General features: G+C 42.5%; 6 protein-coding genes. All 6 read left to right on the top strand.

Features of this window, described 5'->3' with window-relative positions; translation table 11 throughout:
• Nucleotides 1–10: 10 nt before the first annotated feature.
• The 6 genes from PQ469_RS13640 (at nucleotide 11) to PQ469_RS13615 (ending at nucleotide 15434) form a co-directional block, all read left to right on the top strand.
• Nucleotides 11–2365, top strand: a complete 2355-nt coding sequence (locus PQ469_RS13640; protein WP_274213448.1) for an ABC transporter permease — start codon at nucleotides 11–13, stop codon at nucleotides 2363–2365.
• 232 nt (nucleotides 2366–2597) lie between these two features.
• Complete coding sequence (locus PQ469_RS13635; protein WP_274213447.1) at nucleotides 2598–5024, top strand: ABC transporter permease; 2427 nt, start codon at nucleotides 2598–2600, stop codon at nucleotides 5022–5024.
• A 214-nt stretch (nucleotides 5025–5238) separates the two neighbouring features.
• Nucleotides 5239–7650 carry an ABC transporter permease gene (locus PQ469_RS13630; protein ID WP_274213446.1) on the top strand — a complete coding sequence of 804 codons (2412 nt, stop codon included), beginning with the start codon at nucleotides 5239–5241 and terminating at the stop codon, nucleotides 7648–7650.
• 100 nt (nucleotides 7651–7750) lie between these two features.
• Nucleotides 7751–10216: an FtsX-like permease family protein gene (locus PQ469_RS13625; protein ID WP_274213445.1), complete on the top strand. Its 2466-nt coding sequence runs from the start codon at nucleotides 7751–7753 to the stop codon at nucleotides 10214–10216.
• Between the two features lie 88 nt (nucleotides 10217–10304).
• Nucleotides 10305–12770, top strand: a complete 2466-nt coding sequence (locus tag PQ469_RS13620) for an ABC transporter permease (protein ID WP_274213444.1) — start codon at nucleotides 10305–10307, stop codon at nucleotides 12768–12770.
• A 156-nt stretch (nucleotides 12771–12926) separates the two neighbouring features.
• The gene (locus tag PQ469_RS13615) at nucleotides 12927–15434 is read left to right on the top strand and encodes an ABC transporter permease (protein WP_274213443.1); all 2508 of its coding nucleotides are present in this window, start codon (nucleotides 12927–12929) and stop codon (nucleotides 15432–15434) included.
• Nucleotides 15435–15554: the final 120 nt, after the last annotated feature.

The following is a 15554-nucleotide window of genomic DNA, read 5'->3' as shown; positions in this document are numbered from 1 at the left end:
TCCCGGTTGTATGTTTAAAAATTTTATAAAAATAGCCTGGCGCAATTTGCTGCGTAACAAATCATTTTCATTAATCAATATATCGGGCCTGGCTATAGGTATGGCCAGCGCGGCGCTTATCCTGTTCTGGATCCAGAATGAGCTGAGTTACGACCAGTTTCATCAAAACCGCGACAGGTTGTACCAGGCCTATAACCGTGCTGTATTTGATGGCAAACTGTGGTGCTGGGGAACCACACCTAAAATCATGTCGAAAACTTTAAAGCAGGATTATTCCGCTGTTGAACAAAGCTGCCGCACAACATCGGCCAATTTCTTGTTCACCCTTGGCGATAAACACCTGAACCTTAATGGTGATTTTACCGATCCTGATTTTTTGACCATGTTCAGCTTTCCGCTGGTGGCGGGCAATCCTAAAACAGCGCTTAATACCATTAATTCCATAGTAATTACGCAAAAACTGGCAAAAAAGCTATTTGGCGAACAAGACGCTATGGGGAAAGTGGTACGTATTGACAGCGTTGACCATTTTACGGTGACAGGGGTAATGAAAGATTTGCCCAACAATACACGTTTTGATTTTGAATACCTGATGCCCTGGAGTTACCTGAAAAAAACAGGTGGCGACGATGAGTACTGGGGTAATAATTCAGTTCAAACCTGGGTACTTACTAAACCCAATGTAACCGAAGATCAGCTTAACAAGCAAGTCCTCAACATCACCAAATCGCACTCCGATCAAAAAGACCAGGAAGTGTTTATGCACCCTGCCGCCAAATGGCATTTATATTCCAAATTTGAAAACGGTAAAATAACCGGCGGTAAAATTGAATCGGTAAGGTTGTTTGCTGTTATAGCCGCGTTCATCTTATTAATAGCCTGTATCAATTTCATGAACCTAAGCACAGCCCGGAGCGAAAAGCGCGCCCGCGAAGTTGGCATCATGAAAGCGATAGGTGCAAAAAAAGGCTCGATTATAATACAGTTTTTAGGCGAAAGTATCCTGATAGCTTTTATCGCTGGTATAATAGCCATTGTTATTGTGCAAATCAGCATGTCGGGCTTTAACCAGTTAACCGATAAGCAATTGTTTGTGCCTTATGCCAGTGTTTATTTCTGGCTGGCGGGCTTAGGATTTGTTTTGTTTACCGGCGCAATTGCGGGTAGTTACCCGGCCTTCTTCCTGTCGTCATTTAAGCCGGTTAGCGTGTTAAAAGGGACGTTTAAAAATGTAGACGCCGTAATCAGTCCCCGCAAAATATTGGTGGTGGTACAGTTTGTATTCGCTATTTTTCTTATCATTTGTACCATTCTTATCCGCGATCAGATGCAGTACGCTCAAAACAGGGACCTTGGCTACAAAAAGGACAACCTGGTGTACACCATGATGTCGGGCAGTATCGATAAAAATTTTAAAATGATCCGCAATGAGCTGGTAAGCAGCGGGGCCGCTGTATCAGTTACCAAAACCAATTCGCCGGTTACCCAACGCTGGAGCGACAGCTGGGGTTTTGACTGGAAGGGAAAAGATCAAAGCCAGAAGATAGATTTTATTATGTACAACACCGATGGCGACTTTGTAAAAACAATGGGTTTAAAAATAGCCGCAGGCAGGGATATCGATGTAAATACTTACCCAACAGACTCAACAGCGATATTACTCAACGAAGCTGCTGTAAAAGTTGTTGGTTTTAAAGACCCGATAGGGCAGGTGATCAAGCGCGACAACCACAATTTGGTTATAGTAGGCGTGATTAAGGATTTTATTATCGAATCGCCATATCAGCCTGTTAAAGCCATGATTATCCAGGGGCCAAAATCATGGTTCAACGTGGTACACTTCAAGCTTAACCCCAATAACACCACAGCCCAAAACCTGAAACTTGCCGAAGGCGTTTTTAAGAAATATAATCCTGAATATCCCTTCGAGTATCATTTTGTGGATGACGAGTATGCTAAAAAATTCAGCGACGAGCAAAAAGTTGGCACCCTGGCCAGTTTGTTTGCCGGCTTAACCATCTTTATATCGTGTCTCGGTTTATTTGGCTTGTCGGCCTATATGGCTCAAAACAGGCAAAAAGAGATTAGCGTACGCAAGGTGCTTGGCGCATCGGTATCAAACCTTACGGGCATGCTATCCAAAGAGTTTTTACTGCTGGTATTCATCGCCTTTGCCATTGCATCGCCAATTGCCTGGTGGGGCATGCACAAATGGCTGGAGGGCTATACCTACCGCATAACTATACAGGTATGGGTATTTATAATGGCAGGCGCCGGCACCGCCATAGTAGCGCTGCTAACCGTAAGCTTCCAATCGATCAAAGCCGCACTGGCCAACCCTATTAACAGTTTGCGGAACGAATAATATCGAGGTGAAAGGGAAAAGGCGAAAGGGAAAAGGTTGTTCAAGGTTACAAGACACTTTGACCTTTCGCCTTTAACCTTTTCCCTTTCACCTTTCGCCCTGTATCATAATCGTACACCTACTGTTACGCCTGCGTACAGTTGTAATTTGAATTTTAAATTAAATGTTTGATTTTCAGATACTTTTATAATTGGTATGTATTTTAAACTGCTTAGCGGGTAAATACATCACAATGCTTAAGAACTATATTAAAACCGCGTGGCGTAGTTTAAAACGCAATAAAATATTTTCGTTTATAAATGTATTTGGCCTATCGGTTGGCCTGGCCTGCTGTATGCTGATAACGGCATACGTTTATAGTGAATTAAGTTACGACAGATACCCGCAGGATTCCGGGCAGATTTATCGCGTTGGTATTAAAACTATTGAAAACGCGGGAACAAGCGAGTACCCCAACGTAGATGTTGCTGTAGCAAAAGGCATTAAAGATCAATATCCGCAGGTAAGCGATGTAACCAGGCTTACCGGCCGCAAACCATCATTTATTGAATATAATGGCAAAAAGTTTAAAGAAGAACACCTGTTTATGGTGGACGTCAACTTTTTGCAGCTGTTTTCTATCTCCTTAATTGATGGCGAAAGCAAAACCTGCCTCAAAGATCCCAACAGTACCGTAATCACCGCGGCATTTGCAAAAAAATACTTTGGTAATGCGCCGGCTGTAGGCCAATCATTACTGGTAGACGGGGAGCCTTATAAGGTTACCGGGGTTATTGAGAAAGTACCCGACAATTCCCACTTTCATGGCGATGCGTTTTTTAGCATGAATAATTATGTAAGAACGGCGCAGCAAACCTGGAGCAACATTGGTTATTTTACCTATATAAAACTAAACAAGAACGCCGACCCGAAAAAGCTGGAGTCGGCGTTTCCGAATGACCTGGTCAAAAAGTTTGTAGTGCCCGAAATTGCCCACGACATGAATGTAAGCGTGGCCGAGGCAAGCAAATCTGTAAATACCTTCCTGTTTTATTTGCAGCCCTTAACGGATATTCACCTGCACTCGGCAACCAAATACGAGCTGGAAGCTAATGGCGATATTCATTACGTTTACATATTTGGTGTTTTGGCTATATTTATTTTGATGCTGGCCTGCATTAACTTTACCAATTTATCAACCGCCAGTTCGGCAAAACGGAGCAAGGAAGTTGGCATCCGTAAAGTATTAGGTTCAGAAAAAAGCGGGCTTATTTCACAGTTCCTTACCGAATCGGTATTGCTCACATTAGGGGCTATGGTACTGGCCATCGTATTAGTGTACCTGCTGCTGCCGGTTTTTAATGACCTGTCGCGCAAGCATATCGATATTAGTTTCTTTGTGAGTTTCCAGGCCATAGTTACCGAGGTATTACTTGTTTTTGTAGTTGGGGTTATAGCAGGTATTTATCCGGCATTTGTATTGTCGGGCTTCCAGATCATCGCGGTATTAAAGGGCGGCTCGGGGACTACCAAACAGGCCAGCAAAAACTATTTACGCAGCGGGCTTATCGTTTTCCAGTTTGCAGTATCTACCGCACTTATTATAGCCACATTTGTAGTTTACCAGCAATTGCATTACATGCAAAACAAAAAACTGGGCTATGATAAAGGTCAGGTACTGGTAATAAATGAAACTTATTCGTTACGCAACAACATTGACGCATTTAAGCAGGAGTTGCTGCGCAATCCACAGGTTATAAATGCTACCATATCCAGCAGTGTTCCCGGTTCAGGAGGCGGTATTGACGGCACGCAGATAGATGCCAAGGAATTTAATGACAAAGGCGGCCATGCCGAAATTCATACCGATATTTTTCATGTGGATGAACACTACATACCCACTTTAGGGATTCAGATAGTAAAAGGCCGTAATTTTTATCCATCGTACCCCGGCGATTCAATGGCCGTGGTTGTTAACGAGGCACTGGTGCGCGATCTGGGATGGGGCAAAAGCGATCCGATAGGCAAAACCATTGTCCGCTCGGCAAGGGCACAGTATACTGTTGTAGGGGTAGTTAAAGATTTTCATTATGTATCCACAAAGCAAAAGATTGCGCCGCTGATGTTATTGCCCGGCCACAGCATCAGTTCAATTATGGTTAAGGTAAAAACAAAAGATATTAAAAACCTTATTGCCGATATGCGCACACAATGGGATAGCTTTAAAACTGATTTACCTTTCAGCTATTCCTTCCTCGACGAAAAGTTTGCATCGCTTTACTCATCCGAACAACAAACCGGGAAGATATTTACCGTATTTGCGGTTGTCGCCCTGATAATAGCCAGCCTGGGCCTGTTTGGCCTGGCAGCATTCATGATCAGGCTAAGGGTTAAAGAAATAGGTATCCGTAAGGTTTTGGGGGCATCAACAGGCAGTATTACCACATTATTATCAAAAGAGTTTTTAAAACTTATTGTAATAGCATCGCTCATATCATTCCCTATAACCTGGTACGCCATGAGCAAATGGCTGCAGGATTTTGCCTACCGTATAAGCATCCAGTGGTGGGTGTTTTTATTAGCAGGCTGTATTGCATTGCTGGTGGCCGCAATAACCATCAGCTTTCAATCGGTAAAAGCGGCCCTGGCCAACCCTGTGAAAAGTTTGAGGAACGAGTAGGTGAGTGGTGAGTGGTGAGTGGTGAGTGGTGAGTGGTGAGTGGTGAGTGGTGAGTGGTGAGTGGTGAGTGGTGAGTGGTGAGTGGTGAGTGGTGAGTGGTGAGTGGTGAAAATTGCCTGTTAATTTAGGAATTATAGTTTAAGGTTGCGATTTAGAGTTTAGGACTTAGAGTTTTTAAATTAGTATTTAGAGTTTAGAATTTAACTACACCGTTATGATAAAGAATTATTTACGCAGTGCTTTACGGAACATTACCAGGCACAAATTTATATCGTTCATCAATATTTTTGGATTAACAGTTGGGTTAAGCTGCTGTTTGCTGATTGTGGTTTACGTAATCAACGAGACGAGCTATGATAAGTTTAATGCCAATGCCGACGATATTTATCGTGTTACCCGCAGCTTTAATACACCTGATGGGGTAGAAACGCTTCATTTAGGGGCGGTAGCGCCGCCGTTTGGGCCCTTGCTCAAAAATGAGTTTTCGGATATCAAAAAAGTTACCCGTATATACCCGGCAAGCGGCAGCTTAGTGATCAGGTATAAAGACAAATTGCTTACCGAGAATGAAGGCTACTTCGCCGATGAGAATTTTTTCGATTTTTTTAATATCAAAACAACCCAGGGGGATCCGAAGTCGGCATTGTCAGATCCGTTTACGATGATGATGACCGAGGAGATGGCGCATAAATATTTTGGCAATGAAGACCCGATAAACAAGGTGGTGCGGCTGGGCAACCAGTTTAATTTTAAGGTAACCGGAATTTTTGAACCGCTGCCGACCAATTCGCAGCTTCACGCAAAAATGCTGCTTTCATTTAATACTCTTAACGACACAGCGGTTTATGGTCGAAAAAGTTTGCAAACCAACTGGGGCAATAATTCTTTTTTTACCTACCTGTTGTTCCCCAAAGGATATAACGTAGATAAAGTGGCTGCGCAGTTCCCTGCTTTTTTGGATAAGTACGTTGGTACACGCGAATCAAAGAACAGTAAACTGTCGTTTCAAAAATTCCTGAGTATCCACCTGCATTCTCATCTTGATGATGAACTTGACCAAAATGGCGATATCAAAAGGGTATGGATATTTTCGGCCATTGCGTTGTTTATCCTGCTTATTGCCTGCATCAATTACATGAATTTGTCAACCGCCCGTTCGGCCTTAAGGGCAAGGGAAATAGGCATCCGTAAGGTTATTGGTGCACAGCAAAAGGAAATCATTATCCAGTTTTTAAGCGAATCGGTATTGATAACCGCATTTTCGTTGATACTGGCGCTTGGCATTACCTACGCGGTAATCCCGCTGGTGAACACTTTTTCGGGATTGTCATTATCTTTTAATCTGTTGTTTCAACCTCAAATAGTTACAGCCGTTGTTGCAATGCCTTTTGTAATTGGTATTATCAGCGGCATTTATCCGGCTATCTTTATGTCGTCATTTAAACCAGTAAAAGTATTAAAGGGACTGGTTAAAGTAGGGTCGGGCAGTATTTCGTTCAGGAAGGTATTGGTGGTTATTCAGTTCTCCATATCTATCATCTTAATTGTTGCCACTACTATTGTTTTTCAGCAATTGAAGTACATGCAGCAAAAGGCGCTGGGTTTTAATAAAGATCATATCCTAACCGCAGCCAATCCTTTTAACCCCGGTCAATTTGAGGTTTTTAAAAATGAGGTTACCAAAGAAGGTATTGTGAAAGATGTATCCCGTTCGTCGCGGATCCCATCGGGCAGATTATTGGACGACCAGGGGATTTCGGTGATGCAGAACGGATCGTCAAAAATGATAAACGCAGATGTAAAATACATCAATACCGATTACGGTTTTATACCAACGTACGGCATGAAAATGGCTGCAGGCCGTAATTTTTCGAAGGATTTTGGAACCGACACCAACAACTATGTAATCAATGTTTCGGCCGCAAAAGTGTTGGGCTGGCAAACCCCCGAGAGCGCCGTTGGTAAAGAAATTAGTTATGGTGGCGTAAAAGGGAAGATAATAGGTGTAGTTAATGATTTTCATTTTGAATCACTGCATCAAAATATCATCCCGTTACTGATGCGGATGCCGTCATTCGCCAACAACAGTTATCGCCGGTTATCTGTTGAAATTGATGGTGATCACGTGCAGGAGGCCATTAATACCCTGGAGCAGGCCTGGAAAAAATATCAGCCCGAGACCCCGTTTGAATATGTTTTCCTGGATGATAAATTTCAAAAGTTATACAACAGTGAGCAACAGCAAGGGAGCTTGTTTACTATATTCTCGTTCATTGCCATATTTATAGCTTGTTTGGGTTTGTTTGGTTTGTCGGCATTCACCATTACACAGCGGGTTAAAGAGATAGGCGTGCGCAAAGTTTTGGGCGCCAGCATCCCTCAAATAGTAACCGAACTATCTAAAGACTTTTTAAAACTGGTACTTATTGCATCGGTAATTGCATTACCCATAGCATGGTACTCCATGAGCAAGTGGCTGCTTGATTTTGCCTTCCGCATCAGCATCCAATGGTGGGTGTTTGTAATGGCAGGCGTAATAGCCGTTGTCATCGCTTTTTTAACTATCAGCTTTCAATCCATCAAAGCAGCATCGGCAAACCCGGTAAAAAGCCTTCGCAGTGAGTAGTGAGTTGACAGTTGTGAGTTTGCAGTAAGCAGCTTATTACAAAGTTTTGAAGCGATAAGATCAATGAACTAATGAACCAGTGAACTAATGAACAAAAAGAATGATTAAAAACTATTTTAAAATAGCCCTGCGCAACTTTTGGCGGCACAAGTTTTTTACGTTTATTAATGTAATCGGCTTGTCTATCGGGATCAGTTCGGCGTTGGTTATTTATTTGATAGTACATTTTGATTTTACTTTCAATGAGTACAAGGATGCCGACCGGATTTACCGGGTGGTTACTAATTTTACTTTTGGCGGTCAGCCTGCCTACAACCGCGGCGTTTGCGGGCCAATGCCCGAAGCTGTGCGCAGCGGTGTAAGCGGAATTGAAACTTCGGCTTTGTTTTTCAATATCTATCAACCTAATGTATCGATAACAGAAAAATTGGGCTCGGTGGTCAGGTTTAAGTTACAGGACAATGTAGTACTTACCGACGGCCGTTACTTTAAACTGTTTGGCTATAGCTGGCTTTCCGGCAATGCCAGAGTTGCCTTTAACGGACCAAACCAAGTGGTATTGAGGGCAGATCAGGCCAAAAAATATTTCCCTAAACTAACATACAGTGAAATGATTGGCAGGGTGGTTACTTATGATACATTAAGTACTACCGTTACGGGAATTGTTGAACCGCTTAAAGGCAACTCGGATTTTGAAGCGCATGACTTTATTTCGCTGGCCACCGCGGTTAACAACGGCGCCCTGCGCAACCAGATGCGTCCTTTGCATTGGGGCGGCACAAGCCCCGCTACACAATTGTTCGTGAAGCTATCGCCCACAACCCAGCCCGGGCAAGTTATCAAACAGCTAAACGAAATTTTAAAAAAACATAACCCGCCAACGCCATCCAATAAAGGCAATACGCGCAGCTTTGCTTTACAACCACTAAGCGATGTTCATTTTAATGCGCTTTACGGTACTTTTTATGGCGGCCGCACAGCAAGCAAAACAACATTGTCCGGCTTGCTTGCCATTGCCATGTTTTTATTATTGCTGGGCTGCATCAATTTTGTTAATTTAACAACAGCGCAGGCTGCCCAACGCGCCAAAGAAATTGGCATTCGCAAAACAATGGGCAGCAGCAGGCTTCAACTTATCATTCAGTTTTTGACCGAGACCTTTTTTATTACCCTGATCGCAGTCGTTATCTCAGTTTTGATTGCGCCGGTGATCCTCAACTTGTTTAAAGATTTTATTCCTCAAGGGATTACGTTAGATCTTTTAAGTGAGCCCAATCTTATTGTGTTTCTGGTGGCGCTTACATTCGTAGTGAGTTTGTTATCCGGTTTTTATCCCGCGGTTTTACTATCGGGCTATAAACCGGTTTTGGTACTTAAAAACCAGGCATCGTCAAACAGCAGTAAAACACGGAATGCCTGGTTGCGTAAATCGCTCACGGTAACGCAATTTGTAATAGCCCAATTTTTTATTATGGCTACCGTATTGGTTAGCAAGCAAATATATTACGCGCTGCATAAAGACCTGGGGTTGAAGAAGGATGCTATTTTGATTATCAATTCCCCATGGAAAAATCGCACAGAAAGCCGTAACCAGGTATTTTTAAATAAGATTATCGCCCTGCCACAGGTGCAATTGGTAAGCCTGGGCAAAGATGCGCCGTCGTCTGATAATGGTAACTCAACCGAGGCTACTTTCCGCGATGGCAAAAAGGAAATTAAAATGGAGCTGGCTGAAAAATTCGGCGACGAAAACTACATTAAAGTATACCACATTAAATTAATAGCCGGGCGCAATTTACTACCGGGTGATACCTCAAAAGCATTTTTAATAAATGAAACCTACGCCCACGCCATTGGCTTTAAAAACCCAGCCGATGCGGTTGGCAAATACATCGACAATTTTAACGGAGATGTAAAAATGCAGATCATCGGTGTAGTACATGATTTCCATGCCGAATCATTACATGCGCCAATTAGTCCGATATGTATTTTAACCGAGCTTAACCACTACAATAACGGCACCTTCCACATCGCACTAAAGCCACAATCGGCCGGCGGTGATGACTGGAAAAAAGCGATTGCCGCGATGGAAGTATCCTGGAAGGAAATTTATCCCGAAGATGATTTTGAATACCACTTTTTTGATGAAAATATTGCCAGGTTCTACGATGCCGAGCAGCATACATCAACTTTGTTAACATGGGCAACGGGGCTATCTATATTCATCAGCTGCCTGGGTTTATTAGGGCTGGCTATTTATAACACCAACCAGCGTACTAAAGAGATAGGGGTACGTAAAGTTCTTGGCGCCACAGTATCGCAGATAGTTGCGCTGCTATCAACCGAGTTAATATTAGTTATCCTGCTGGCATTTGCGCTGGTTACGCCATTAGCCTGGTACGCCATGAACAAATGGATGCAAAGCTTTGCCGACCGTACCAGCATCAGCTGGTGGATTTTTGTACTAAGCGGTGGCGGGATGCTGTTAACCGCCCTGATAATATCAAGCTTCCAGACCATAAAAGCCGCGATGGCTAACCCGACCAGGAGCCTTAGAAGTGAGTAGGCAGTTGGCAGTGGGCAGTTAGCAAGGCTGATGGATATACAAGCGGCACCAATGAACCAATGGACAAGTGAACTAATGAACCAATAAAATGATAAAAAATTACTTCAAGATTGCGTTCCGTAATTTCGGACGGCACAAGTTGTTTACAATGATAAACATTGTAGGGTTGTCTATCGGCATTAGTGCCGCTTTGGTAATTTACGTTATTGTAAATTATGATTTTACGTTTGATAAAAACCATAGGGACAGCGATAAGATTTACCGCGTGGTTACCGAGTATTCGTTTTCGGGCAATGTGGGGTATAACGGTGGCGTTACCGGCCCATTGGCGGGGGCTGTAAAAGCCGAAGTAACGGGCGTAAAAGACGTGGTGCCGTTTTTTACCAATGGCGGCATGAATGTATTTATTGCCAATAACACCAATGTACCCACAAGGTTTAAAGACCATGAAAATATTGTACTGGCCGATGGCAGATATTTTACACTATTTGATTATACCTGGCTTGCAGGATCGGCTAAAACGGCGCTGAACGAGCCTTACCAGGTGGTGCTAACGTCAGATCAGGCTAAGATATATTTCCCCAAGCTTTCTTACGGCCAGATGCTGGGCAAAACGGTAACTTATGATACCATTAAAACTACTGTTACCGGTATTATACAAACTCCTAAAGAAAACACCGACTTTAATTTTCATGATTTTATATCCTATAGTACTGGCCTTAACAATCCGGCCCTCAAAGATAATCTTCAGTTAACAGAATGGGGGAGTACCACATCTGCATCCGTATTGTTCCTTAAACTTGCAGATAATGCATCGGCAGCTAATGTTGAAAAGCAGCTGAATGTATTGCTAAAAAAGCATCATCCGCCTAAAAAGGAAGATGCCGGCAATACCCAGGTTTTTCATTTGCAGCCGTTAAGCGATCTGCACTTTAACAAAGATTACAATAATTTTGATGGTGGCCACACAGCAAGCAAGACAACCTTATATGGCTTACTGGTTATAGCTGCATTTTTGTTACTATTAGGTTGCATCAACTTTGTAAACCTTACAACAGCCCAGGCTTCGCAACGCGCCAAAGAAATAGGCATCCGTAAAACAATGGGAAGCACCCGCCGCCAACTGATAACCCAATTTTTGAGCGAAACCTTCCTGATAACCATTTTTGCAGTAATTATAGCGCTGCTGGTCGCACCATCCATCCTTAAACTATTTGCCGATTTTACCCCCAAAGGTATCACGGTTGATTACCTGCATCATGGCAATATCCTGCTGTTTATGCTTGCATTAGTGGTGGTTGTAAGTATATTATCTGGTTTTTACCCAGCGCTGGTATTATCGGGCTATAAGCCGGTTGATGTGTTTAAAAACCAGGCGCACTCGGGCACAAGTAAAACCCGTAACGCGTTTCTGCGTAAATCGTTAACTACGGTTCAGTTTGTAATAGCGCAATTTTTTATCATGGCTACCATATTGGTAAGCAAACAAATTTATTATGCCCTACATAAGGATCTGGGTTTTAAAAAAGATGCTATTATCAATATAACCATCCCGTATAAAAATTCAAATGAAGGAACAAAGCAGGTTTTTAAAAACAGGGTTGCCGCCATCCCGCAAATTGAAATAATGGCTGTTGGTAGTAATCCGCCATCTTCGGGCAATACCAACAGCACCGAGGCCACTTACAAAGACGGTAAAAAGGAGGTTAAAACAGATGTTCAGCAAAAATTCGGGGATGAAAACTACCTGAAGGTTTATAATATTAAACTACTGGCCGGCCGCAATATCACGCAAGCCGATTCAACAAAGGCTTTGATAATTAACAATACTTATGCCCGGACGCTCGGTTTTAAAAAGCCATCAGATGCGATAGGTAAAATGCTTGATTATAACGATGATAAAAAAATGGAGATAGTAGGTGTGGTTGCCGATTTTTATCAAAAATCATTACATGATGCCATTAAGCCGCTTGCCATACTTATACCATACCGTAAATATCAAAACCGTACTTTCCATATCGCTTTAAAACCACAATCAGCCGGGGGCGACGATTGGAAGAAGGCCCTTGGCAGCATGGAAAAAACCTGGAAGGAACTATACCCCGATGATGACTTTGATTATAGTTTTTATGATAAAAACATCGAAAAATTTTACGAATCAGAGCAACATACGTCTACCTTGCTTACCTGGGCAACAGGCCTATCTATATTTATCAGTTGTTTAGGTTTGTTAGGCCTGGCTATGTACACCACCAATTTACGCACCAAAGAAATTGGCGTACGGAAGGTACTCGGCGCGTCGGTTGCGCAGATTGTCACCCTGCTATCAACCGAGCTGATATTACTTATTTTACTTGCATTTGTGCTGGTTACCCCATTGGCCTGGTACGCCATGAACAAATGGATGGAAAGTTTTGCCGACCGTACCACTGTCAGTTGGTGGATATTTGTGGCAAGCGGTGCAGGTATGTTATTGGCTGCACTATTTACACTAAGCTTCCAAACGGTAAAGGCTGCGGTTGCTAACCCTGTGAATAGTTTGCGTAGCGAATAGGTTAGTTCATTGGTTCACTGGTGGCGGGCGGCAAACCTTAGTTTGATCTGCTGACCGCGCGTCCAAAAAACTAACAAACCATCCATGGCCAATAAACAGTGAACCAACATACAAGACCAATGAACTAATGAATTATTGAATTAATGAACCAATAATATGATAAAAAACAATTTAGTATTGGCCTTCAGGAACATTTTGCGCAACAAGTTATACACCGCTATCAATATAGTTGGATTGAGTATCGCAAGTGCCTTTTGTATTCTTGTCTATTTATATCTAAAAAACGAGCAATCGTTTGATAAATTCCATAACGACGTAAATAGGTTGTACAGAGTGGAAGAGTCGGACATATTTTCAAAACCAACTGATGATAAGAGCGAAAATGGTTTCTTTTCGTTTTTGACTAATATAGAAGATAAAAAAAATATAACCACTACGCCGCCTGCGTTAGCACCGGATATGAAGCGAAATTTCCCGGAGATTGAAAGTGCTGTGCGGTTTGAAGGTTTTTATAAACCGGTTATAAAAGTGAGCAACCAAAATTTTCAGGAAGATGACAATATCGTTTGCGCCGATGCCGATTTTTTTAAAGTATTTAACTATCCGCTAATTAAAGGAGATCCCAAAACGGTTTTAAACGGTCGTAACCAGGTGGTGATCAGCCAGCGGCTGGCTAATAAATATTTTGGTGCTGCCGACCCCATAGGCAAAACCATTCAATTGCCGGGAGATGCCAAACCTATATTGGTAACTGTTAATGGTGTGATGAAAGATTTTCCGGCAAATTCAAGTATGCAGTTTGATTTGATCTTTCCGCTGGAGTCGAGAGAAGATTATAAGGAAAAGATTAGTAATGGAGTTAACTCATTTAGCGAAGTGCTGATTGTTAAAATAAAAGAAGGAACAGACGTGTTCCGTTTTCGGCAGAAACTCGATGTTTTTGCGAAAACTTATTTTAAATCGCTTACCGAATTCATGCAAAAGCAGGATCCAACAACCAAAGCTTCTGATACCCATATTTATTTAAGAAGTTTTGCCGATGCCCATTATAACCAGGGCGGGGCATGGGGACATTACACCAACCTCAAAAACATTTATCAACTGATAACCCTTGCAGTAATTATTTTGGTGATAGCCTGCTTTAATTATGTGCTGCTTACGCTTACTAATGCTATTTCGCGATCCCAGGATGTTGGCGTTCGCAAAACCATAGGGGCAGGGCGAATACAAATCATTATGCAATATTATACAGAAACCCAATTGCTCGCTTTTATATCGGTATCAGCAGGCATTGTACTGGCGGTGTCTGTAATGCCATTTTTTAGCACGCTTACAGGTGCCGGCATTAGCTTAAATAATTTTTCATCTGTTAATCTTTTAGTGTTGCTGCCCGTGCTGGCTATTTTGCTTGGCTTTGCAGCAGGCATTTACCCTGCTTATGCCATGTCTGGGCTAAAACCTTTAAATATCATGAGAGGGTTTTCGGCTTATCGCATTAATCCTGTATTGTCAAAAAGCCTTATCATCGTTCAGTTTTCGGTTTGTGTTATTTTAGTGATATCATCGTTGGTGATTAATAAACAAATGCGTTTTATTAATCAAACCGAGATGGGGTTTGATAAAGACCAGGTTGTGGTACTGCACAATCCTTATGATTATGCGGATAAACAAAACGGCAACCGATTAAAAGAGGCCATATATCATTATGCCGATACTGAACCATCCCTGGATGGCGCAACAGGCGCTTCATTTTATTTTGATGTGGCAAGCACCAACGGGCATACCATTAACGGCAAAAGTGTTCCGGTTGATTTTTTAAATGTTGATTATGATTATTTTAAATTCAACAAAATACCAATTGTTAAAGGGCGCGATTTTTCGCGTGATATAGCAAGTGATAGCGCCAGAATGGTGCTGTCTGAAGAGCAAAAGGCGCCCGCCGGAACCAAGATCAGGCACAATGTAGTTGTAAATCAAACATTGTATAATATGCTTGGTAAGCCGGCACTTGATGTATATAATACCACCATTGGTGGTATTATTATTGGCGTTTGTAAAGATTACCACAACCGCGATCTCACCCAGGTGATCCCACCGGCCTATCATACCATCAACCGCGATCCTATATTTTATTACTGGCTGCGGATAAAGGCACACCAAAGCATTCCGGGAACTATGGCTAAATTAAAAAGCGAATGGAACAAATTAACCAATAACCTTCCGCTTACTTATACTTTCATGGACCAGGATGTTGCCAAAAGCTACGATGCTTATTTGCGCTGGATGACTACCATTACCGTATCATGTATCATCGCTATCATACTTGCTTGCTTAGGATTGTTTGGCCTATCCGGCCTTACAACCATTAACCGCACAAAAGAGATTGGTATCCGCAAGGTACTTGGGGCATCGTTGGTAAATTTGTTTGTGTTGCTTAACAGGGGCACAATATACCTTGCGCTGGGCGCATTTGTAATTGCCGTTCCGCTGTCCTGGTACCTGGTAAACCAATGGCTGCAAAACTTTGCATATCGCATAACACCCGATTGGTTCCTTTTTACTATCGCTGGTTTTATAGCCATAGCTACCGCTTTGTTGGCTGTGAGTTACCATACCTTAAAGGCGGCCAGAGCAAACCCGGTGAAGAGCTTGCGTAGCGAATAGCTTCGTTCATTGGTTCATTGGTTCACTGGTTCATTAGTTCATTGGTCTTGTGTGGTTATACAGGTTGCAACTAATAGCGATTTATCTGCTATACCCGCGTTCCAATGAACTAATGAATCG

It is taken from the genome of Mucilaginibacter sp. KACC 22773 (assembly GCF_028736215.1).
Taxonomy (GTDB): domain Bacteria; phylum Bacteroidota; class Bacteroidia; order Sphingobacteriales; family Sphingobacteriaceae; genus Mucilaginibacter.
This window is presented reverse-complemented; position numbering and strand designations above follow the sequence as displayed.